The following is a 20,751-nucleotide window of genomic DNA, read 5'->3' as shown; positions in this document are numbered from 1 at the left end:
GCCTTGTCTCGATGCTGCTCTATAGTGGCTCGCAGATGAGCTCCCCGACCGTCCCAGCTCAAACAGAGACTTCGGCAGCCGACCGGTTTGCCGTGCATTGCGAGGTCCTCAGGCTCAGCACTCAGCCGAGCGGACCTGTTCTGCTCGTTCAGTTTCTGCTCGATTGCGGCGTGGCGGCGCTTTTCGCGTGGCAGTACTCGGTGTCGCATGCGGCCATCTGGATCGCCATGATTGCGGCCACCACAGCCTATCGCGGTTTTTTTCCGCAGCGGCTGCCCGACCCGCTGACGCCCGAGAACATCAAGCCGGCCTTGCGCCTGCACACGCTGCGCATCGCGGTGCACGAGGGCGCTCACGGCGCTGCGGGCATCCTTCTTTTCGACCCGGCCAATGCCACCTCACAGTTGATGATCGGGTTGGTGGTCATGGCGATGACGCTGTCGTCGGTGTTTTCCGTCTCGTACTACACGCCGGCGATGCAACTGGCGATCACGTTGCTGCTGGCGCCGGTGATCGTCATGGGCATCGGATTCGGCGCCCCGTCCATGATGGTCATGGCGGTGCTCGGCATCGGGCTGCTCGCCATGGTCTGGCGCCTGGTGGGCGAGCGTGCGCGGCAGCTCGAAGAGAACATCGGCCTGCGCCACAACGAAAGTGCGCTGCGCGCGCAGGCGCTGGCGGGCCTGCGCGAATCGCAGGAAGCGCAGGCCGAGCGGCTGCGCTTCTTCTCGGCCGCCAACCATGATCTGCGCCAGCCGGTGATGGCGATGGGCTTGCAAGCTGAGGTCCTGCGCCATCAGCTGGATGCCGGCGAAGACCGGCTGACCGTGCAGAACACCGTCGCCGCGCTATCGCGCGCGCAGCAGGCGCTCGAAGGTCTTACCAATCAATTGCTGGAGATCGGACGCATCGAGGCCGCGGCCGACCCGATCACGCCGGTCGCCGTCGCGCTCGCGCCCTTGCTGAACGAACTGGCGCGCCAAGCCGGCAGCGGCCGCGTGCGTGTGCGATGCCCGCCGGACGTGGTGGTCTGGACGGACGCGGTTGCGCTGCGCCGCATCCTCGGCAACCTTGTCGACAACGCGCTCAAGTTCACGCCCCGGGGGCGCGTGCTGCTGGCATGCCGGCGCCGCCCTGATGCATGGCGCGTCGAAGTGCGCGACGCGGGCGTCGGCATCGCGCCTGAAGCACAGGAGCGCGTGTTCGGCGACTTCGAGCAGATCGGCAACATCGAACGCAACCTGCAGCGTGGCCACGGACTGGGACTCGCCATCGTGCGACGGCTGGCTGCTCGACTCGGCGTTGAGATCACGCTGCGCTCGGCGCCCGGGCGCGGATCGGTGTTCGGCTTCGAATTGCCGGCCGCACCGCTGGGCGCGCCGGTCGTGCCTTCGATGGTCTCGGCTACCGAAGCCGCCGCCCCGGGAACGCTGCGGCAGGGCCTTGGGGTGCTGGTGGTCGAGGACAACACCGTGGTCGCCGACAGCGTTGCGGCGCTGCTGCGCCTCTGGAGGGCGCGCCCGCACGTCTGCATCAGCGCGGCGGACGCATTGGCGTTGCCGAACCTTCCCGCTTTCGAGATCGCGCTGTGCGACATCCGGCTGCCGGGTGAGTTGGATGGCATTGCGCTCGCCAAGGAACTGCAGCGGCGAAGCCCGAACCTGGCGATCGCGCTGATCTCCGCCGACATCGACGACGCAACGCTCGAACTGGCCCGCGAACGCGGCTGGCAGGCGCTGCGCAAACCGGTGCAGCCCGCCGACCTGCGCGCGCTGCTGCTGCGGGCTCAAAGGCGAATCTAGAGCGCCTTGCGGAGATTCGCCGGCGCGATGCGCAAGGCCTCGCGGTATTTCGCGACCGTGCGGCGGGCGCATTCGATCCCCTGCTCCTTGAGCATCTCGGAGATCTGACTGTCGGACAGCGGTTTCTTGAGATCCTCGGCGCTCACGAACTGCTTGATCAACGCCCGCACCGCCGTGCTTGAAGCGTTGCCGCCGGTCTCGGTGCCCAGCGCCGAGCCGAAGAAGTACTTGAGCTCGACGGTGCCGTAGGGCGTCGCCATGTACTTGGCCGTGGTCACGCGGCTGATGGTCGATTCGTGCAGGCCCAGTTCGTCGGCGATTTCGCGCAGCACCAACGGTCGCATCGCGAGTTCGCCGTGTACGAAGAAGCTCTTCTGCCGCTCGACGATGGCGTTGGACACACGCAAGATGGTGTCGAAGCGCTGCTGGATGTTCTTGATGAACCAGCGCGCCTCCTGCAGCCGCTGCGACAGCGCCTGGCTGCCTTCGCCCTTGTGCTGCTTGAGCGCGCTGGCATAGATGTCGTGCACGCGCAGACGCGGCATGACTTCGGGGTTGAGCATGACGCGGAACTTGGTGTTCGTGCCGTTGCCGACGCGCGAAACGATCACGTCCGGAATGACCACGTTGCGTTCGACGTCCACGAAACGGCGGCCCGGCTTGGGTTCGAGCCTGGCGATGAGCTGCAGCGCGGCGCGAACCTCGTCCTCATTGCTTCGCGTGAGCGTGACCAGTCGCTTGATATCGCGCCGGGCGAGCAATTCCATCGGCTGTTTGCAGATGGCGATGGCCGTCTTTCGGATCTGTGCTTCCTCTTCGGTCTCGTCCTCGCTCGCAAGGGCGCGCAGTTGAATGGTGAGGCACTCGCCGAGGCTGCGCGCGCCGACGCCGACCGGTTCCAGGCTCTGCAGCAGGCCGAGCGCAACCTGGAAGTGATGCACCAGGTCGTCGAACTGATCGTTGTCGTCTCCAGCAAGGCCGGATGCGAGCGCGGGCAGCGAATCTTCGAGGTAGCCGTCGTCGTTGAGCGATTCGATCAGGAAGCGCAGTGCCGCGCTGTCCGTGTCGCTCAGGCGAAGGCCCAAGGCCTGGCGATGCAGGAAGGACTGGAGCGACTCCTGGCTGCGCGCGAGTTCGGTCGCGTCGGTGCGCTCGTCGTCGCCGAGGTTGTTGGCGCGGGCCGGGGCATCGCCGCCCCATTCGCTGTCGTCGGGCGCAAGATCGACGGTGCCGTCGCCTTCCCAGTCGGGTTCGGAGTCCACGCCTTCGGCGACGGCGACTTCGGCTTCGCCGTTGACGGCGGTGGCGGATTCCGCCGCCGAGCCGGGCGCGCCGGCGACGAAGTCACCATCGACCTCGGCCATCCGGTCGTCATCGCGGACGGGTGCGTCGGCGGCATCGAGACCGAATTCCTCGCGCGCGGCCTCTTCGGCGGTGCGCTCGAGAAACGGGTTGTCGTCGAGCATCTGCTCGACTTCCTGCGAAAGCTCGAGCGTGGAAAGCTGCAGCAGTCGGATCGATTGCTGGAGTTGGGGTGTCAGCGCGAGATGCTGCGATACACGCAGCGAAAGACCCTGCTTCATGGAACGCGATCACATTCTGAAATGCTCGCCGAGGTAGACGCGCCGCACATCGGCGTTGTCGACAATCTCCGAAGGCGTGCCCTGGGCGAGCACATGCCCGTCGCTGATGATGAAAGCGTGATCGCAGATGCCCAGCGTTTCACGGACGTTGTGGTCGGTGATCAGCACACCGATGCCGCGCTCCTTCAGGAAGCTGATGATTCGCTGGATCTCGATCACCGCAATCGGGTCGATGCCCGCGAACGGTTCGTCGAGCAGGATGAAACGCGGCTGCGTGGCGAGGGCGCGGGCGATCTCGACGCGGCGGCGCTCGCCGCCGGACAGGGCCAGGGCCGGGGAATCGCGCAGGTGGTCGACGCGCAGGTCGGCCAGGAGTTCGGCCAGATGCTCCTCGATGCGCCGCTTGCTCAGGGGCGCCGGTCGCCCGTGGGCGTCGGGTTCGTACTGCAACTCGAGCACGGCCCGGACGTTTTCCTCGACCGTGAGCTTGCGAAAGATCGACGCTTCCTGCGGCAGGTAGCTCAGCCCCATGCGCGCGCGCCGGTGGATCGGCATGTGGGCGATCGGCTCGCCGTCGATGGTGATGTCGCCGGCATCGGCGCGAACCAGGCCGACGATCATGTAGAAGGACGTCGTCTTGCCTGCGCCGTTGGGGCCCAGCAGGCCGACGACCTCGCCCTTCTGCACGCCCAGGGACACGTCCTTGACGACCGTGCGGCTGCCGTAACTCTTTTGCAGGCCACGCGCCTCGAGGCGGCTTTCCGCCATGTCCGCGCCTGCGCTCATACCAGCGGTTTCAATCACTCTTTGCTTCTCCGCCCAGCGTGGTGGTGGACCGCAAGCCCTTGCCCTCGGCCGGCTTGGCGGCTGCGGCAGGCGCCGGCTTGGCACCAGGGGCGGCGCCCGGCGCCGCGGCGGTCTTGGGGGTGAGGATGGCCCGGACGCGGCCGCCGGGCTGGCTTGCCACGCCAGCGTTCGGTGGCAGCGACGAGCCATTGACCGTGAAGGTGTCGTTGCTCTGGTCGTAGACGATCAGCGGCCCGCTGCTCTCGTCGCTGACGGTGGCGCCGATCAGCCGACGCATCACCGCCTGGCGGATGAACTTCACGTTGTCGGCGCGGCTGTCGTATTCGATGGTCTCGCCCTGGCCTTCGATCCACTCGTCGGTGCCGGCATCCCGCTTCTGCTTGAAATATGCCAACTTTCCGGGCGCAGCAGTGACGACGCCGTACTGGTAGCCCTCGGGATCCTGCCGCACGTCGATGCGGTCGCCGCGAACGACGATCGTGCCCTTGGTGACCACCACATTGCCGGTGAACACGCTGGTCTGCTTGAGATCGTCGTAGCGCATCGAGTCCGCTTCGATGTTCATGGGCTTGGCGCGGTCGGCCTTTTCGGCCTGCGCGACCGAGGCCATGCCGGTCAGGGCCAGAGCCAGCCACAGAGCGCGACCGGCATGACGAAAGGGAGTGGAGGTGAGGGGCGATTTCATAGAGGCACGAAACTTGCTCTGCGATTGTATGCCCCCGGGGGATGCGGCCTTGCGCGGCCTTGACGAAAAAGCCCGCCAAAGCGGGCCTTTCGGGGGAAGGAAGTCGGGTCGGCCCGACCTTGTCAGCCCTTTCGGGCTTCGGCGACGAGGGAATCCACGACCTGCAGCGCGCGTTCCATGGAACCGGCCGTTTCACCATCGACATACCAGCGCCCGGCCACGCCGAATGCCGGCACGCCGGCCACCTGGAAGTCGCTCGTGAGCTGGCTGGCGCGCTTGGCCTTGCCGACCACGGAGAAGGACTTGAACAGTTCGGCGAACTTCTTGGCGTCCAGGCCCGGCTGCTTCTCGGCCCAGGCCAGGATGGCCGCGTCGCCCATGATGGGCTGGCGCTGCTTGTGAATGGCGTCGAACAGGATCGGCTGGAACTCGTCCACCTTGCCCATGGCTTCGAGCGTGTAGTAGAGGCGCTGCTTGGCTTCGGTGTCGTTGCCCACGAAGGGAACCGGAACGCGCTTGAACGCGACGTGAGGTGGCAGCTTCTTGGCCCAGGCTTCCAGTTGTGGCTCGAACGCCGCACAGTGCGGGCAGTTGTACGAAAAGAATTCGATCACCTCGACCTTGCCGGCCGGCGTGTCGACCGGCGCAGGCTTGCCCAGGACGATGTAGTCCTTGCCGGCCTTGGGTGGCTGCTGCTGCGCGTACGAAGGGGCAACCAGCGGAAGAAGACCCAGCGAAGCTGCGGCCAGCGAAAAGTCACGACGTTTCATATATGAAATTCTCCTATGCGGCTGAAAGAGCCCGGGGTCCGGGTGGAGTTCCCGGACCTGTCGAGGTAAAGAATGGCAAAGCTCAACGCTGGACGCGTACCAGGGCGGACTCGAGGCCGCCGCTGTCCAGTCGCTCCTTGAGCTGATCGGCGTCGTCCTTCTTGTTGAACGGGCCGGCACGCACACGGTACACGGTGCGCCCTGCCTGCTCGCGCTCGGTCACGCGGGCTTCGACGCCCATCAGCGACAGCTTGGCGCGCTGGGCCTCGGCATCCTCCGGGGTGCGGTAGGCGCCGGCCTGCACGAAGTACACGAAAGGATCGCCGCTGGCGCCAGATGAACTTGCGCTCGCAGTCGTGCTCGACCCCATCCCCGACCGCGCGCGGGCCAGATCGCCCAGCGGGTCGCTCGATGGCGTCGCATTGGCCTCGGCCGGCACCGGCGCGGTGCGCGCCGGGCGTGTCGGCGTTGCCGAATCGCTGCCTCGGGCGCTGGGCGCCACGACCACCGGCACGGGCGCCGAGGTCGGCGGATTGAGCGGGCCGACCGTCGCCGGCTGGGGTGGCGTCGCCGTCGCGGTGGCTGCCGCTGCCGGCGGACGGGCGGGCGCCGACGCCTTGCCTGCGAGCGGCGCGTTCGGATCCCAATCCCGGTTCTTGCGCGCCTCGGCTTCGTCCTGCTCGGGGCCGCTGCGCTGGGTCTTCGTCATGAACGGGATCGGCACCTTGGTCACATAGACCGCGATGCCGAGGGCCACGCCGAGCCCGAGCACGAGGCCGATGATCAACCCGATGACGATGTTGCCGCTGCTATGTCTTTTTTTCATGGTGGAAGGTAATCACATCTTCTGCGGCGAGCTGACGCCGAGAACAGCGAGGCCATTGTGCAGCACCTGTGCGGTGGCGGCGACGAGGGCCAGGCGGGCCAGTTTCACGGGCTCCTCGTCGACCAGGATGCGCTCGGCATCGTAGTAGCTGTGGTAGCTCGCGGCCAGCTCGCGCAGATAGAAGGTCACGTCGTGCGGCGCGAAATCCTTGGCCGCGGCGGTGAGCATGGTCGGATATTTGGCGATCTGCAGGAGCAAGGCCTGCGAGGCAGCGCTCTGCAGCGGCGACAGGTCGACATCATTCAGCGTGGCGACATCGCCGCCCCAGGCCGCCAGCACCGAGCAGATGCGCGCATGCGCGTACTGCACGTAGTAGACGGGGTTGTCGTTGTTCTGCGCCAGCGCGAGATCGATGTCGAAGGTGTATTCGGTGTCGGGCTTGCGGCTCAACAGGAAGAAGCGCACCGCATCGGTGCTGGTCCATTCGATCAGGTCGCGCAGCGTGACGTAGCTGCCGGCGCGCTTGCTGATCTTGACCTCTTCGCCGCCGCGCATCACGCGCACCATGGTGTGCAGCACGTAGTCAGGGTAGCCGGCCGGGATGCCTTCGCCCGCGGCCTGCAGGCCGGCGCGCACGCGTGCGATCGTCCCGTGGTGGTCTGTGCCCTGGATGTTGACGACCTTGTGGAAGCCACGCTCCCACTTCGCGATGTGATACGCCACATCGGGCACGAAGTAGGTGTACGTGCCGTCACCCTTGCGCATGACGCGGTCCTTGTCGTCGCCGTATTCGGTGGACTTGAGCCACAGCGCGCCGTCATGCTCGTAGGTCTTGCCGGCGTCGATGAGCTTCTTCACCGTCGCCTCGACGCGACCGCTGGTGTAGAGGCTGGACTCCAGGTAGTAGTTGTCGAATTTCACCTGGAAGGCCTTCAGGTCCAGGTCCTGCTCGTGGCGCAGGTAGGCGACGGCGAACTGGCGGATCGAATCGATGTCTTCGACATCGCCGCTGGCGGTGTATTCGCGGTCGTCCGAGCGGACTGTCTTCTTCGCCTTGAAGTCCTCGGCGATGTCGGCGATGTATTCGCCGTTATAGGCCTGCTCGGGCCATTGCGGGTCGCCCGGCTTGAGGCCCTTGGCGCGCAGTTGCGTACTGTTCGCGAGCGTCTGGATCTGCACGCCGGCGTCGTTGTAATAGAACTCGCGATAGACGCTCTGACCCTGCGTCGCGAGCAGGTTGCAGATGGCGTCGCCCAGCGCCGCCTGGCGCCCGTGGCCCACATGCAGGGGGCCCGTGGGGTTGGCGGATACGAATTCGACCAGGACGCGTTCACCGCCGGAGGCCTGATGGCCAAAAGCGTCGCGCGCCGCCAGCACCTCGCGGACGACCTGTTGCTTGGCGGCGGTCTTGAGGCGGATGTTGAGAAAACCGGGACCGGCGATTTCGATGGCCTCGACCCATTGAGTGAAGGCCGGCGTCGCGCGCAAGGCGGTGCTGAGCTCTTCAGCCAGTTCGCGCGGCTTGCGCTGGAGCGGCTTGGCGAGCTGCATGGCGGCCGTGCTTGCGAAGTCGCCGTGGGCCGCCACCTTGGGCGACTCGAACGCGGCCTTGCTGCCGGCGCCGGGCGAGAGGGATTCGAGCGTGTTCGCGAGCGCCGCGAGCAGCTCCTGTTTGACCAATAGCATCGCGGGATTTTACCGGGGTCAAAACCACGAACCCTAACGATCGTCAATGAACGTCATCCAACGGTGAACGTCGGCCGTTAGGATGGACAGCCCCTGGGTGGGGCAAACCAGTCACAACCCGTCCTCAAGGATTCATACACCATGAAAAAGCTCCTTTCCCTGTTGGCTCTGGGCGCCTCCCTGTCGTTCGGTGCAGCACACGCGCAATCCTGTGACGCCCAGGCCGCGGACAAGAAGCTGAATGGCGCCGCCAAGACCAGTTTCGTCAAGAAGTGCGAAAAAGACGCCAAGGCTGCCGTGGAGACTACTTGCGCCACGAAGGCGATCGACAAGAACGGCAAGCCCTTGGCGGGTGCCGCGAAGAACAGCTTCATGAAAAAGTGTGAGGCCGACGCGAAAGGCTAGCCCGCTACTTCAAGACGCCGAAGAGGTTGTTGTAGTCGTCGGTCCAGGGTTCCAGGCCGGCGATCTGCTCGATCTTTGAACTGGCCAGTCGGATGGCGTCGCGCGCGAGCACCTTGGGGTCGCGCGCGACGAGCACCCAGTCGGTGTTGCGCAGGCCCGGGTTGGCCGGCTCGTCGTGCACCAGCGCTACGTGCAGGCCTTTGGCCAGCGCGATCTTCTCCACCACAGGCGCGAGTGCCAGGAATCGATTGGTGACGTGAAAGGCGACGATGCCTTCCGGGCGCATGTGCCTCAGGTAGACATCCATCGCCTCGCACGTGATGAGGTGGATCGGCACCGAATCGCCCGAGAACGCATCGACCGCCAGTACGTCGAAGGCCTGCGGCGGTTCGCGCTCCAGGGCCAGCCGTGCATCGCCGAGCACGCGTTCGATACGGGCCGGGCTGTCGGCAAGGAAGCTGAACTCGCTGTCGGCCAGGTCGAACACTTCCGGATTGATTTCGTAAACGCGGTAGATGTCACCCGGCCGTCCGTAGGTGGCCAGCGTACCGGCGCCCAGTCCGATGAGGCCGATGCGTCGCGGTCTGGCCGGTGCCGCCGCGATGGCCAGACCGATGCCGGAGCTGCGCCCGTAGTAGGTGGTGGGTTCGCGACGACGGCCGGGCGCCAGGTACTGTTCGCCGTGCTTGACCGAGCCGTGGTACATCTGCCGCACGCGGTCCTTGGCTACGCCGCGCAGCGTGTCGAGCGTGACCAGCGTGCCGTAGAAATTGCGCTGCATGCGCCGCGCACCCGTCGCATCACCTTCCACCTGCAGGACGAGGAACCACGCGCAGGCGCCCGCCAACGCGAGCGAGGCGGCCATGCCGACGCGCCGCTGCCGCCAGAGCACGGCCGCGATCAGCGCGCACAGCGTGAGGCCGACGCCGAGTTCGTAGTACGCCGGCAGCACATGCGGCGCGACCAGCCCCACGCTCACACCACCCAGCGCGCCGCCCAGCGACAGCATCAGGTAGAAGCGCGTCAGGTACGCGCTGCCGGGCCGCAGCCGCGCCATCTCGCCATGGAGGAACATGCACAGCGCGAACAGGCCGACGACGTAGATCGGCAGCGCCGTCCGGAGGTTGGAGCCGAGGTTGTCCTGCAGCCCGAACGCGCACAGCGCCAACATCACCGCCGCGAGCGGCACGAAGACCGCGCGGCGATACCAGCGGTCGCTCTCGAAGGTCAGCACGAAGCTCAGCAGGTAGACCGATAGCGGCAGCACCCACAGGAAAGGGATGGCCGCGACGTTCTGCGTGATGTGATTCGTGATGGCGAGCAGCAGCCACGAGCCGAGCGCGGGCAGGGCGAGCCACATCAGGTGATCGGCGAGTCCCGGCCTCGTGGTCGGGCTCGCCGCTTCGACGCTCGGCCTTCCGGTGGCCGGCAGCGCGGCTGCTGCCCAGTGTCGCGCCACGTACAGCGTGGTGGCGGCGCACAGCACCACGAACACCCCATAGGCGATCGACCAACCCCAAGCCTGCTGCACCACCGTGCTGCGCGGCTCGATCAGCACCGGATAGCTCAGCAGCGACGCGAGCGAGGCGAAGTTGGAAAGCGAGAAGTAGCGGTACACCTGCGCGCCCCAGGGCGTGCGTGCGACCCACGACTGGACCAGCGGACCCGTGGTCGACAGCAGGAAGTACGGCAGGCCGATGGTGCCGAGCAGCAGCCCGAGGATCCACAGCGTGGGGTCTTCGGCGCCGGTCGGTTTCCAGCGCGCGCTGGTCACGATCGGCAGGAAGGCCAGGCTCGCCAGCAACAGCCCGACATGCAGCCTCGCTTGCGCGCGCGTGCCGAGCCGGCGGGTGGTCCAGTCGGAATACGCATAGCCCGCGAGCAGCACGACCTGGAAGAAGACCATGCAGATCGACCACACCGCCGCTGACCCGCCGAACCAGGGCAGGATCTGCTTGGCGATCAGCGGCTGGACCAGGAAAAGCAGGAAGGCGCTGGTGAAGATGGTGCCCGCAAACAGCGCCTTGATGCTTGCCGGCCGCATCGGAGGCTAGCTCCTTGCGCCGAAGCCGCGCGCGAAGAACACGGCGACCAAAGGGATCACCGCGATGATGTGCGCCTGGATCATCACCAGCTTGCGCGTCTTGCGGATTTCAGCCTCGGGCGGGAGCGTGCCGCTCGACCGCAGCGTCTTGCGCCAGCGGACATAGGTGAGCGTCGGGAAGATGGAAATCACGCCGATGATGATGAAAAGAGCCAGCTTCACGTGAAGCAAAGGATTGGTCCAGTACCAGACCGTGCCCTTGATGCCCCACCAGGTGCGCGCGACGCCCGTGGCAAGCACCGCGACGGCCGCGATGCCGTAGACCATGTCGACCCTCGCCAGCCGTTCGACCACCGCCGCGTTGAGCCACTGGACCCGGCACAGGGCCGCCTCGCTGGAAATGAAGACCACCATGGTCAGGATGGCAAGGAAATGCAGGTAGGCAAGGATGGCTTCGAGCGTCATCGTGGAGATTCCTTCGTTTCCTTCGTTGTCGACGGCGCAGCGATTGTGCCGCCCCAGAACTCCGGCCGCGCATACTGCGCCTTCAGAAAATCGAGCCACAGGCGCACCCGCAATGGCAAATGCTTGCGCTGCGGAAACACCGCGTAGATGCCGTTCGGCGGCGCCGCGAATTCGTCGAGCAGCGGCATCAGCAAGCCGGCGTCGATTTCTGCTTCGACCTCCCAGGTGCTGCGCCACGCAATGCCGTGGCCGGCCAGGCACCAATCGTGGAGCACCTGGCCGTCAGAGCAGTCGAGCGGTCCGGTCGGCTTGAGATGGATCACCTCGTGGTCTCCGTCGCCGGTCGGCACGCGGAAGGCCCAGCCGCGTGTTTGCGATGCGTCGCTCGACAGGCTCAGGCAGGCGAAGCGCGCCAATTCGCCCGGATGACGCGGCGCGCCATGCCGGCGCACGAAATCGGGCGTCGCGACACAGCGGCGCCGGTTGTCGGCAAGGCGCAGGCTCACCAGCGACGAATCGGGCAGGTCGCCGACGCGCACCGCACAGTCAAAGCTCTCGCCCGCCATGTCGACGAGCCGATCGCTCAGGTTCAGGGAGATGGTCACCTCCGGATGCTGTTCATGAAAACGCGGCACCAGGGGCGCCACGTGCCGCCGGCCGAAGCCTGCCGGCGCCGTCACGCGCAGATGGCCGCTGGCCTTGACGCCGCCCGCGCTGACGCTGGCCTCCGCATTCGCGAGTTCGACCAGCAGGCGCTGGCAATCCTCCAGGAAAGCGCTCCCCTCGTGCGTGAGGGTGATGCGCCGCGTGGTGCGGAGCAGCAGCTTGACGCCCAGGCGTTCTTCGAGCGCGTCGAGGCGGCGCCCGATGATGGCCGGGGCCACGCCCTCCGCCTTGGCCGCCGCCGTGAGGCTGCCGCGCGCGGCGATCGAGACGAAGGATTCGAGTTGCTTGAGTCTGTCCATGGCAGGCGCCAATGATGCCTTCACGCGCCGCTGCCGGGGCAAGTCGCTTAGGCTCGGGACATGAATCCTTCCAAGCCGCCGGCACCCATCAGCTTCGCGGAAGCCTTTCGTTTCTGGCTCAAGCTGGGGTTCATCAGCTTCGGCGGCCCGGCCGGGCAGATCGCGATCATGCACACCGAACTGGTGGAGCGCAGACGCTGGATCAGCGAGAAGCGCTTTCTGCATGCGCTCAACTATTGCATGCTGCTCCCCGGCCCGGAGGCCCAGCAACTGGCCACGTACATCGGGTGGCTGATGCATCGCACCTGGGGCGGCATCATCGCCGGGGCGCTGTTCGTGCTGCCGTCGCTGTTCATCCTGATCGCGCTGTCGTGGATCTACCTGCGCTTCGGCAACGTGCCGCTGGTGGCGGGCATCTTCTACGGCATCAAACCCGCCGTCACGGCCATCGTTCTGCATGCCGCGCACCGCATCGGCACCCGCGCGCTGAAGAATGCCTGGATGTGGGGCATCGCCGGGGCAGCCTTCGTCGCGATCTTTGTCTTCGACACGCCGTTCCCCGCCATCGTTGCCGCCGCAGGATTGATCGGCCATTTCGGCGCGCGCCAGGCACCGGGCGTTTTCGCGACAGGCGGCAGCCATGGAAACGGGGACAAGCGCTACGGGCCCGCAGTGATCGACGACGACACGCCGACGCCACCTCATGCGCGCTTCTCGCGCGGTCATCTGGCAAGACTGCTGGCCGTCGGGATCGGGCTGTGGGCCGCGGCGATGGGCGCACTCATCGCCAGCCAAGGCCTGCAGGCAACGCTCACGCAGATGGGCTGGTTCTTCACCAAGGCCGCGCTGCTGACCTTTGGCGGTGCCTACGCGGTATTGCCTTACGTCTACCAGGGCGCGGTCGAACAGCATCACTGGCTGTCGGGCGCGCAGATGATCGATGGCCTGGCCCTCGGCGAAACCACGCCCGGCCCGCTGATCATGGTGGTGGCCTTCGTCGGATTCGTGGGCGGCTGGACCCAGCGGGTGCTCGGGCCGGACGCCGTCTTCCTGGGCGGTGCACTGGCCGCCGCGGTGGTCACCTTCTTCACCTTCCTGCCTTCGTTCGTCTTCATCCTCGTCGGCGGGCCGCTGGTCGAGGCCACGCACGGGAAGCTCGGCTTCACCGCACCGCTGTCGGCGGTCACGGCCGCCGTGGTGGGCGTGATCCTGAATCTCGCGCTGTTCTTCGCGTACCACGTGTTCTGGCCGAAGGGTTTCGGCGGGCGCTTCGATGCGGTGTCGGCTGTCATTGCCGTCGCCGCGGTCGTGGCGCTGTTCCGGTTCAAGGTCGGCGTGATGCCGCTGCTCGGCGTCTGCGCAGTTGCAGGGTTGGCGATCACCCTGGTCGTCCCCGGGCTTCGCTGAGAAGCATCGACCAATGGGCGTAGGCCTTCCTGCGCATGGCGAAGTGGACCCGAACGGCCTACAAGGAGCCTGTCGAGAACTGTGTGGAGCACCACCATGAGCCCACTCGCGTCCAGCCACGTCACTTGCATGCTGCCCGTGAAGGATCTCGCCCGGGCGCGACGGTTCTACGAAGACGCCCTTGGGCTGGAGCCGCTCGGCGCCAAACCGGACGGCAAGTTCATCTACCGTTGCGGCGGCACCGAACTGGCCCTGTTCCCGAAGCCCGAAGGCACCAAGGCGGAACACACGGCAGTGAGTTTTCGCGTGGCGGACATCGGCGAATCCGTGGCTGCGCTGAAGGAACGCGGCGTGCGCTTCGCCGATTACGACCTGCCCGGGCTCAAGACGGTCGAGCACGTCTGCGTGCTCGGGTCGGAGAAGGCAGCCTGGTTCGAGGACCCCGAAGGCAACATCCTGTGCCTTCATGAAGACCTGAGATGAGCGTCACTCTCCGGTGGTGATGTTCTGCGCCTTGAGCGCGGCGATCTGCGCATCGCTGTAGCCCACCTCCTTGAGCAACGCATTCGTGTGCTCGCCGAGCAGCGGCGGCTGCAGGCGGATGCCGGGGCGTTCGCCGCCGAGCGTGAAAGGCATGAGCGGCACCTTCGACTGGCTGCCGTCGTTCATTCGGACCGGTGCGAGCCCGCCCGTGGCATTGAGGTGCGGGTCGTCGAACAGGTCCTGCGGCTTGGTGATGGGCGCGAAGGGCAGTTCGTTCTTCTCGAACACCGCGCTGAGTTCCGCGGCGCTGTGGTTCGCCATGTGCGAGCGCAGGATGGGCATCATCCAGTCGCGCGCCAGCACGCGGTCGTTGTTGGTCTTCAGGCGCGGGTCCGCCAGCAGGTCGTCGAGCCCGAAGGCCTTGCAGAAGATCGCCCACTGCTTGTCGCTCACCGCGGCCAGGAAGATCTGCTCGCCGTCCTTCACGGTGAAGACGTCGTACACGCCCCAGGCCGAGATACGGCTCGGCATCGGGTCGGCAGCCTTGCCGGTGGCGGCGAACTGCATCATGTGCTGCGCGACGAGGAAGATGTTGTTCTCGAACAGAGCGGATTGCACTTCGCAGCCCTCGCCCGTGCGTTCGCGCTGACGCAGCGCGGCCATCGCGCCGATGGCACCGAACATGCCGCCCATGATGTCGTTCACGCTGGTGCCCGCGCGCAGCGGATCGCCCGAGCGGCCCGTCATATAGGCGAGTCCGCCCATCATCTGCACCACTTCGTCGAGCGCGGTCCGGTGGTCGTAGGGGCCGGGCAGGAAGCCCTTGTGGCTCACGTAGATGAGGCGCGGGTTCAGCTTGCGGAGACTGTCGTAATCCAGCCCGAGCTTCTTCATCGTGCCGGGCTTGAAGTTCTCGCTCATGATGTCGGCCGTGGCGATGAGCCGCAGCGCCGCTTCCACACCCTCGGGCTTCTTCAGATCGAGGGCGATGCTCTTCTTGTTGCGGTTGAAGGTCGGGAAGAAGCCCGCGCCGGAGCCGAGCAGGCGCCGCGTGCTGTCGCCCTCGATCGGCTCGACCTTGATGACCTCGGCGCCAAGATCGCCAAGCAGCATGCCGCAGGTGGGGCCCATCACCATGTGGGTGAACTCGATGACGCGGACGCCCGCGTAGGGCAGCGGGGTGGATTCAGACATGGGCGGTTCCTTGGGTTCCTTGCATTCCTTGCGTGAAGCCCTTGGGCAGGCCGGCCTCGGGCGTCATGCCGTAGACCGGTTCGCCCGGCAGGCCGGCGATCCAGCGGAGCTTGTCGGGCGTCGGCATGGTCGCCTTGACCGACTGCAGGCCATCGCGCGGGCCGACCTCGCTGATGAGGACATCGGGGACTGTCACGATTCTTGTCTCCTGAAAGGGGCGAGGGTTATTTGACAGTTCTGTCTGATCGAACTACATTCCGTAGAACAGAATTAAACCCGGCAATCGTCCTTCCCGTCAAGAAAGCCATGCCCCGCAAAGCCCAAACCGAATCGATGTCAGACCATAACGCAGCGCCCGGCGGCGCGGCAGCGGTCGACCGCGCGCTGAGCCTTCTTTCCGCTTTCCAGCCCGGCGACGAAGCGCTGTCGCTGGCGCAACTGGCGGAGCGGACGCAACTCTACAAGAGTACCGCCTTGCGCCTGCTGGCTTCGCTGGAACACGCGCGCCTGATACGCCGGCAAGACGACGGCCGCTACGCATTGGGGAGCGAGATCGCGCGGCTGAATGCCCTGTATGCAGCCTCGTTCTCGCTGGACGACGTGGTGTTGCCGGTCCTGCGCGACCTCGTCGCAGCCACAGGCGAGAGCGCGGCCTACCACGTGCGCCAGCAGCAAGCCGGCGTCTGGGCGCGCCTATGCCTCTACCGCGTTGATTCCCCACACATCGTGCGCGACCACGTGCGCGCCGGCGACTTGCTGCCCGCCGATCGCGGCGCAGGCGCCCGCGTCCTCATCGCATTCGGCCCCCACGCCGAATGGCCGCGCAGCGCAAAAGACCGCAAGCTCTACGAATCGATCCGCGCCCAGGGCTACTGCGCCCTCGTCGGCGACCGCACGGCCGAACTAGGCGGCATCTCGGCCCCCGTGTTCCACGCCGATGGCCGCCTCGCCGCCGCAGTCACCCTCACCATGCCCGCGCACCGCTACGACGAGCGGTACATCGACCCCGTGCGCACCGCCGCCCACCGCCTCACAGGCCAGGTCTAAGGCCAGAAACAGCGCAATGGCGTTGTTGTCGAGATAGGTGCTGGCGATTTCGAGGGCAAGGAGGATGTTCGCGCCGCTTGTCAGGGCGTACCCTTTGACAAAAGCTGCGGCGTGGGCCGATTACCTTCATTTTTGTCATTGATAAAACCCGCTTTTCGTTATTACTGGCCAGTGAGGTATCGAATAAAGTTACCGGCTGCGCCCGCCTCAGCCTTCAAGGAGAAACGAACATGACCGCCCGCACCAACGTCCACGGCCTCCAGGTCGCCACCGAACTCCACCGCTTCGTCGAAGAAAAAGTCCTGCCCGCCACCGGTGTGGCGAGCGACGTCTTCTGGAAGGGCTTCGACGCCATCGTCAGCGAATTCGCGCCCAGGAACGTGGCGCTGCTGGCCGAGCGCGACCGCCTGCAGACGGAAATGGACAAGTGGCACAAGGCGCATCCCGGCCCGATCGCCGACATGCCGGCCTACCGCGCCTTCCTCGAATCGATCGGCTACCTGCTCCCGCAACCGAAGGACGTGACGGCGACCACCACCAACGTCGACGCCGAACTCGCGCTGCAAGCCGGCCCGCAACTGGTGGTGCCGATCCTGAACGCACGCTACGCGCTCAATGCCGCGAACGCACGCTGGGGCTCGCTGTATGACGCGCTCTATGGCACCGACGCCATTCCGGAAACCGGTGGCGCCGAAAAGGGCAAGGGCTACAACCCAGCACGTGGCGCGAAGGTCATCGAATTCGCGCGCAACGTGCTCGACCAGGCCGCGCCGCTGGAAAACGGCTCGCACAAGAACGCGACCGGCTACAAGGTCGAGCACGGCAAGCTGGTGATCGCGCTTCAGAGCAGCAGCACCGGCCTCAAGAATCCGTCGCAGTTCATCGGCTACCAGGGCGACGCAGCCGCGCCGAAATCGGTGCTGCTCAAGCACAACGGCATTCACCTCGACATCCAGATCGATCGCAGCACCGCCATCGGCAAGAGCGACGCGGCGGGAGTCAGCGACGTCGTGCTCGAAGCCGCGCTCTCGACCATCCTCGACCTCGAAGACTCCGTGGCGGTGGTCGATGCCGAGGACAAGGTGCTCGCTTATGCGAACTGGCTCGGCATCCTGCAAGGCACGCTGACCGAGGAAGTCGCCAAGGGCGGAAAGACCTTCACGCGCGGCCTCAACCCCGACCGCGAATACACCGGCGCCGACGGCAAACCGGTCAAGCTGCACGGCCGCTCGCTGATGTTCGTGCGCAATGTGGGCCACCTGATGACCAATCCGGCCATCCTGTATGCGGGCGACAAGGAGATCCCCGAAGGGATCATGGACGCGGTGATCACCACCACCATCGCGACCGTCGACCTCAAGCGCAAGGGCAACTCCCGCACGGGCAGTGTCTACATCGTCAAGCCGAAGATGCACGGTCCTGCCGAAGTGGCCTTCGCGAGCGCGCTGTTCGGTCGCGTCGAAGAACTGCTGGGCCTGCCGGCCAACACGGTCAAGCTCGGCATCATGGACGAGGAGCGCCGCACCAGCGTGAACCTCAAGGCCTGCATTGCCGAAGCTGCGTCGCGCGTGGCCTTCATCAACACCGGCTTCCTCGACCGCACGGGCGACGAGATGCACACCGCCATACAGGCCGGCGCGATGCTGCGCAAGGGCGACATGAAGACCACGCCGTGGATCCAGGCTTACGAGAAGAACAACGTGCTGGTCGGCCTCTCGTGCGGCCTGCGCGGCAAGGCGCAGATCGGCAAGGGCATGTGGGCCATGCCCGACCTGATGGCCGCGATGCTCGAACAGAAGATCGGGCATCCCAAGGCCGGCGCGAACACAGCATGGGTGCCTTCGCCCACGGCCGCGACGCTGCACGCGCTGCACTACCACCAGGTCAGTGTCGCGGACGTGCAGAAGCAGTTGGAGCAGATCGACGCCAACGCCGAGCGCGACAACATCCTCAATGACCTGCTGAAGGTGCCTGTCGCAGCGCACGTGAACTGGACCGATGCCGAGCGCCAGCAGGAGCTCGACAACAACGTACAGGGCATCCTGGGCTACGTCGTGCGCTGGATCGACCAGGGCGTGGGCTGCTCCAAGGTGCTGGACATCCACAACATCGGCCTGATGGAAGACCGTGCGACCCTGCGCATCTCCAGCCAGCACATCGCCAACTGGCTCCTGCACGGCGTGGTGACGCGCGAACAAGTCGATGCGACCTTCCAGCGCATGGCCGCGGTGGTCGACCAGCAGAACGCCGGCGACCCGCTCTACAAGAACATGGCCGGCAACTTCGACACCTCGTTCGCCTACAAGGCGGCGCAAGACCTGGTGTTCAAGGGCATCGAGCAGCCCAGCGGCTACACCGAGCCACTGCTGCACGCATGGCGCCTCAAGGTGAAGGCAGCGGCGACCTGATCAGCCCGGCCGACCGGCCCGCGCGCGCTCCAGGGTCCTGCCGACTTCGGCAGGATCCATCCCGTACATCTCGGCGAACTCCGCGACCGTACGGCCGCTGGCCTCGAAGGCGCGCAGCAGGGCTTCGCGCTTTGCCGTCCGTGCGCCGACTTCGGCAAACGCTTCGTCGAGCACGGCGTTCGAAGTCTCGTCGTTCGTGCGAACGGTCAGCATGTATTCCTCGCGCGTCAGGCCCGAAGCCTCGACGGCCTCGACCAGCCTTGCGCGCAGCTTGGGCCGCAGGTCTTCTTCGGTGCGCGCCTGCCGGCGCTTGAAGACTTCGAGAATCGCATGGTGCACATGCTCGGGCGCGACGGGCTCGACGGGCACGCCGTTCAGGTCGTGGCGCTTCTCACCGGTGGCCACAGCCTCCAGATAGCGCGTGGAGCGCGCATGCAGGCCGAGCGCGATCTTGAGGTCTTCCTTCTTGAACTCATCCGGATGCAGGGCCAGCAGGTCCTGGTACACGCCGAGCTTGAGCGGCAGGAAGCGCGCGCCAAACATCTTGGGATAAAGCTCGAAGAGCTTTTCGAGCACGGGGTTGACCTTGCGCGGGCGCTGGGCGCCCTTGTCGCCCTTGTGTTGGGTGTTCTGCCGGTCGCGGTCGCCCTTCTTGGCAGCGGTTGGCGCGGGGGCGTTTTCGGTCGTCGAGGTCATCGGAATTTCTTGTCTGCGGAATCGGTGGCACATCGGGCGTGCGTAGCCCCCGACTTTAATGCCCCTGGGGTTCAGCCTCGGCGCGCGGCCTCGGCTTCTGCGCGCAACCAGCGCACAAAGTCCTGCGCGTCAGGATTGGCTGCGGCTCGGCGCGAGGTCTCGATGAAATACCCCCTGCGCGACGCAGCACCCTCGCCGAAAGGCGCCACGAGTTGCCCGGTCCGGACCAGTTCGCGCAGCAGCGGCAGGCGCCCGATCACCACGCCCTGCCCAGCTACCGCGGCAGCGACCGCGTCGGGGTATTGCGTGAAGCGCATGGTGTTCTTCATGCGGAGGTCGGTCAGGCCCATGACTTCGAGCCAGGGCTCCCAATCGGCGGTGGGTGCTTCGGCGTGGTTGGGCATGTCGACGGTCAGCAGGGTTTGCTCGACGAGATCGCTCGGTGCGTGCAGCGCTGCGGCGATGCGCGGCGCGCAGAGCGGCATGACCGATTCTTCGAACAGCGTCGGCCCGGTCCCCCGGTCGATCGGGACGAAACGGACCGCGAGATCGAGTCGGCTGCGCTCGAGATCCAGCACTTCGAGGGTGGCGGACATGCGGACGTCGACCATCGGATGGTCGGCCGTGAAGCGCGCGAGACGCGGAATGAGCCACAACGAGGCAAAGCCCGGCGTGGTGGTGAGCGCGACCTGGCGCAGCACCGGCACCGCCCGGACGCGCGCCGCCGCGTCGCGCAGTCGCTCCAGGGCCTCGACCACCGCGCGCTGGAAGACGCGCCCCGGCTCGGTGAGCGCCAGCGCCCGATGACGGCGCTCGAAAAGCATCACGCCGAGGCTGCTTTCGAGTTGCTGGATCTGCCGGCTGATGGCGGATTGCGTCAGGAAAAGTTCCCCCGCCGCCTGTGTGAAGCTCAGCGTGCGCGCAGCCGCCTCGAAGCTTCTGAGCAGTTCGAGGGGTGGCAGGTCGGTCGCGGCCGACGGCGGCTTCGCATTCTCCAGGCGCATGCAACGAGTTCCGAACGACCGTATGACACTGGCGCGACTGATGACTATATTCATTCTCAGAGTGAATGCCAAGGAGTCCGCCATGAGCACACAACGCCTCAGTCTCAGCCTGCCGAAGAAAGCAATTTTCACAGTGCCCGATGCGCACGACGTGGACATCGAATGCCAGAGCGGCACGGTATGGATCACGCTCGACCACGATCAGCGCGACATCGTGCTGGAACGCGGCGAGCGCTTTCGCAGCGACACGCATCGGCGCGCGCTGGTTGCCGCGCTCGAGCCGTCGTGCGTGCGATTCAGCGCCGAGGGGCTCTCCATTGCCGCGGCGCCGGAACGTCCGCAACATTCCCCGTCGCCTTGGCGACTGTGGTCCCACGGGATGTCCCCGGCTTGACCGAAAGTACCCGGCGTTGAACCATCAACGACCGGGGGCCATGGACGCAACGAGCCGGGCCCTTCTATTTCCGACGAAGG

19 protein-coding genes and 1 pseudogene are annotated in these 20,751 nt (G+C 66.2%); 7 read left to right on the top strand and 13 right to left on the bottom strand.

Translation table 11 applies throughout. The features are described from left to right. Window positions 1-35 precede the first annotated feature (35 nt). On the top strand, window positions 36-1,802 hold the full coding sequence (locus AC1DN9_RS16130; RefSeq protein ID WP_478101868.1) for a sensor histidine kinase: 1,767 nt from the start codon (window positions 36-38) through the stop codon (window positions 1,800-1,802). On the opposite strand, the gene AC1DN9_RS16125 is transcribed toward AC1DN9_RS16130, so the two are convergent. From AC1DN9_RS16125 to argS, 6 genes are all read right to left on the bottom strand, one after another. Next, the gene (locus tag AC1DN9_RS16125; RefSeq protein WP_478101866.1) at window positions 1,799-3,385 is read right to left on the bottom strand and encodes an RNA polymerase factor sigma-54; all 1,587 of its coding nucleotides are present in this window, start codon (window positions 3,383-3,385) and stop codon (window positions 1,799-1,801) included. The genes AC1DN9_RS16130 and AC1DN9_RS16125 overlap by 4 nt on opposite strands. 9 nt (window positions 3,386-3,394) lie before the next feature. Next, window positions 3,395-4,171: an LPS export ABC transporter ATP-binding protein gene (gene lptB, locus AC1DN9_RS16120; protein ID WP_478101864.1), complete on the bottom strand. Its 777-nt coding sequence runs from the start codon at window positions 4,169-4,171 to the stop codon at window positions 3,395-3,397. Window positions 4,172-4,181: 10 nt separating this feature from the next. Beyond that, the gene (lptA, locus tag AC1DN9_RS16115; protein WP_478101862.1) at window positions 4,182-4,877 is read right to left on the bottom strand and encodes a lipopolysaccharide transport periplasmic protein LptA; all 696 of its coding nucleotides are present in this window, start codon (window positions 4,875-4,877) and stop codon (window positions 4,182-4,184) included. 122 nt (window positions 4,878-4,999) lie between these two features. Beyond that, window positions 5,000-5,647, bottom strand: coding sequence for a thiol:disulfide interchange protein DsbA/DsbL (locus AC1DN9_RS16110; protein WP_478101860.1), 648 nt, complete (start codon window positions 5,645-5,647; stop codon window positions 5,000-5,002). A gap of 82 nt (window positions 5,648-5,729) precedes the next feature. Further along, complete coding sequence (locus tag AC1DN9_RS16105; RefSeq protein ID WP_478101858.1) at window positions 5,730-6,473, bottom strand: SPOR domain-containing protein; 744 nt, start codon at window positions 6,471-6,473, stop codon at window positions 5,730-5,732. A 12-nt stretch (window positions 6,474-6,485) separates the two neighbouring features. Continuing rightward, complete coding sequence (argS, locus tag AC1DN9_RS16100) at window positions 6,486-8,159, bottom strand: arginine--tRNA ligase (RefSeq protein WP_478101856.1); 1,674 nt, start codon at window positions 8,157-8,159, stop codon at window positions 6,486-6,488. 141 nt (window positions 8,160-8,300) lie between these two features. Between argS and AC1DN9_RS16095 the strand changes: the two genes are divergently transcribed. Further along, complete coding sequence (locus AC1DN9_RS16095; protein WP_478101854.1) at window positions 8,301-8,564, top strand: hypothetical protein; 264 nt, start codon at window positions 8,301-8,303, stop codon at window positions 8,562-8,564. Window positions 8,565-8,568: 4 nt separating this feature from the next. Here the strand turns inward: AC1DN9_RS16095 and AC1DN9_RS16090 are convergent, their stop codons facing one another. The 3 genes from AC1DN9_RS16090 to AC1DN9_RS16080 are packed head-to-tail and all read right to left on the bottom strand — an operon-like array spanning window position 8,569 to window position 12,038. After that, a complete protein-coding gene (locus AC1DN9_RS16090; protein WP_478101852.1) occupies window positions 8,569-10,608 on the bottom strand; it encodes a fused MFS/spermidine synthase in 2,040 nt (679 codons plus the stop codon). Between the two features lie 6 nt (window positions 10,609-10,614). Beyond that, window positions 10,615-11,073, bottom strand: coding sequence for a DUF2214 family protein (locus AC1DN9_RS16085; protein WP_478101850.1), 459 nt, complete (start codon window positions 11,071-11,073; stop codon window positions 10,615-10,617). Further along, window positions 11,070-12,038 carry a LysR family transcriptional regulator gene (locus AC1DN9_RS16080; protein WP_478101848.1) on the bottom strand — a complete coding sequence of 323 codons (969 nt, stop codon included), beginning with the start codon at window positions 12,036-12,038 and terminating at the stop codon, window positions 11,070-11,072. Before AC1DN9_RS16080 ends, AC1DN9_RS16085 begins: the two co-directional genes overlap by 4 nt. 60 nt (window positions 12,039-12,098) lie before the next feature. On the opposite strand from AC1DN9_RS16080, the gene chrA reads away from it, so the two are divergent. Together chrA and AC1DN9_RS16070 are read left to right on the top strand one after the other, a co-directional pair. Continuing rightward, window positions 12,099-13,445 (top strand): chromate efflux transporter, encoded by a 1,347-nt coding sequence (chrA, locus tag AC1DN9_RS16075; protein WP_478101846.1) that lies wholly within the window; start codon window positions 12,099-12,101, stop codon window positions 13,443-13,445. A 96-nt stretch (window positions 13,446-13,541) separates the two neighbouring features. Beyond that, window positions 13,542-13,928, top strand: a complete 387-nt coding sequence (locus AC1DN9_RS16070; protein WP_478101844.1) for a VOC family protein — start codon at window positions 13,542-13,544, stop codon at window positions 13,926-13,928. Between the two features lie 3 nt (window positions 13,929-13,931). On the opposite strand, the gene AC1DN9_RS16065 is transcribed toward AC1DN9_RS16070, so the two are convergent. Together AC1DN9_RS16065 and AC1DN9_RS16060 are read right to left on the bottom strand one after the other, a co-directional pair. Continuing rightward, the gene (locus AC1DN9_RS16065; protein WP_478101842.1) at window positions 13,932-15,122 is read right to left on the bottom strand and encodes a CaiB/BaiF CoA transferase family protein; all 1,191 of its coding nucleotides are present in this window, start codon (window positions 15,120-15,122) and stop codon (window positions 13,932-13,934) included. 88 nt (window positions 15,123-15,210) lie between these two features. Beyond that, a pseudogene (locus AC1DN9_RS16060) lies at window positions 15,211-15,318 on the bottom strand (hydroxymethylglutaryl-CoA lyase); the annotation flags it as partial. Between the two features lie 110 nt (window positions 15,319-15,428). On the opposite strand from AC1DN9_RS16060, the gene AC1DN9_RS16055 reads away from it, so the two are divergent. Both AC1DN9_RS16055 and AC1DN9_RS16050 read left to right on the top strand, forming a co-directional pair. Beyond that, a complete protein-coding gene (locus AC1DN9_RS16055; protein WP_478101840.1) occupies window positions 15,429-16,169 on the top strand; it encodes an IclR family transcriptional regulator in 741 nt (246 codons plus the stop codon). Between the two features lie 230 nt (window positions 16,170-16,399). Next, window positions 16,400-18,577: a malate synthase G gene (locus AC1DN9_RS16050; RefSeq protein ID WP_478101838.1), complete on the top strand. Its 2,178-nt coding sequence runs from the start codon at window positions 16,400-16,402 to the stop codon at window positions 18,575-18,577. On the opposite strand, the gene AC1DN9_RS16045 is transcribed toward AC1DN9_RS16050, so the two are convergent. Together AC1DN9_RS16045 and AC1DN9_RS16040 are read right to left on the bottom strand one after the other, a co-directional pair. Further along, on the bottom strand, window positions 18,578-19,273 hold the full coding sequence (locus tag AC1DN9_RS16045; RefSeq protein ID WP_478101836.1) for a ProQ/FINO family protein: 696 nt from the start codon (window positions 19,271-19,273) through the stop codon (window positions 18,578-18,580). It lies immediately after the preceding gene. Window positions 19,274-19,344: 71 nt separating this feature from the next. Then, window positions 19,345-20,277: a LysR substrate-binding domain-containing protein gene (locus tag AC1DN9_RS16040; protein WP_478101834.1), complete on the bottom strand. Its 933-nt coding sequence runs from the start codon at window positions 20,275-20,277 to the stop codon at window positions 19,345-19,347. Between the two features lie 82 nt (window positions 20,278-20,359). Between AC1DN9_RS16040 and AC1DN9_RS16035 the strand changes: the two genes are divergently transcribed. Further along, window positions 20,360-20,671, top strand: coding sequence for a DUF2917 domain-containing protein (locus tag AC1DN9_RS16035; RefSeq protein WP_478101832.1), 312 nt, complete (start codon window positions 20,360-20,362; stop codon window positions 20,669-20,671). Window positions 20,672-20,751: the final 80 nt, after the last annotated feature.

Source organism: Variovorax sp. 05L425 (assembly GCF_056397705.1).
Note: the sequence above shows the minus strand (reverse complement) of the source record. Positions and strands in the feature narration are given on the sequence as shown.

Coding starts and splice junctions, on each gene's coding strand:
- AC1DN9_RS16080 (WP_478101848.1), bottom strand. CDS start 12,038: ATGGACAGACTCAAGCAACTCGAATCCTTCGTCTCGATCGCCGCGCGC.
- lptB (WP_478101864.1), bottom strand. CDS start 4,171: ATGAGCGCAGGCGCGGACATGGCGGAAAGCCGCCTCGAGGCGCGTGGC.
- argS (WP_478101856.1), bottom strand. CDS start 8,159: ATGCTATTGGTCAAACAGGAGCTGCTCGCGGCGCTCGCGAACACGCTC.
- AC1DN9_RS16050 (WP_478101838.1), top strand. CDS start 16,400: ATGACCGCCCGCACCAACGTCCACGGCCTCCAGGTCGCCACCGAACTC.
- AC1DN9_RS16090 (WP_478101852.1), bottom strand. CDS start 10,608: ATGCGGCCGGCAAGCATCAAGGCGCTGTTTGCGGGCACCATCTTCACC.
- AC1DN9_RS16045 (WP_478101836.1), bottom strand. CDS start 19,273: ATGACCTCGACGACCGAAAACGCCCCCGCGCCAACCGCTGCCAAGAAG.
- AC1DN9_RS16065 (WP_478101842.1), bottom strand. CDS start 15,122: ATGTCTGAATCCACCCCGCTGCCCTACGCGGGCGTCCGCGTCATCGAG.
- AC1DN9_RS16040 (WP_478101834.1), bottom strand. CDS start 20,277: ATGCGCCTGGAGAATGCGAAGCCGCCGTCGGCCGCGACCGACCTGCCA.
- AC1DN9_RS16085 (WP_478101850.1), bottom strand. CDS start 11,073: ATGACGCTCGAAGCCATCCTTGCCTACCTGCATTTCCTTGCCATCCTG.
- AC1DN9_RS16035 (WP_478101832.1), top strand. CDS start 20,360: ATGAGCACACAACGCCTCAGTCTCAGCCTGCCGAAGAAAGCAATTTTC.
- AC1DN9_RS16105 (WP_478101858.1), bottom strand. CDS start 6,473: ATGAAAAAAAGACATAGCAGCGGCAACATCGTCATCGGGTTGATCATC.
- AC1DN9_RS16130 (WP_478101868.1), top strand. CDS start 36: ATGAGCTCCCCGACCGTCCCAGCTCAAACAGAGACTTCGGCAGCCGAC.
- lptA (WP_478101862.1), bottom strand. CDS start 4,877: ATGAAATCGCCCCTCACCTCCACTCCCTTTCGTCATGCCGGTCGCGCT.
- AC1DN9_RS16055 (WP_478101840.1), top strand. CDS start 15,429: ATGCCCCGCAAAGCCCAAACCGAATCGATGTCAGACCATAACGCAGCG.
- AC1DN9_RS16125 (WP_478101866.1), bottom strand. CDS start 3,385: ATGAAGCAGGGTCTTTCGCTGCGTGTATCGCAGCATCTCGCGCTGACA.
- AC1DN9_RS16110 (WP_478101860.1), bottom strand. CDS start 5,647: ATGAAACGTCGTGACTTTTCGCTGGCCGCAGCTTCGCTGGGTCTTCTT.
- AC1DN9_RS16095 (WP_478101854.1), top strand. CDS start 8,301: ATGAAAAAGCTCCTTTCCCTGTTGGCTCTGGGCGCCTCCCTGTCGTTC.
- AC1DN9_RS16070 (WP_478101844.1), top strand. CDS start 13,542: ATGAGCCCACTCGCGTCCAGCCACGTCACTTGCATGCTGCCCGTGAAG.
- chrA (WP_478101846.1), top strand. CDS start 12,099: ATGAATCCTTCCAAGCCGCCGGCACCCATCAGCTTCGCGGAAGCCTTT.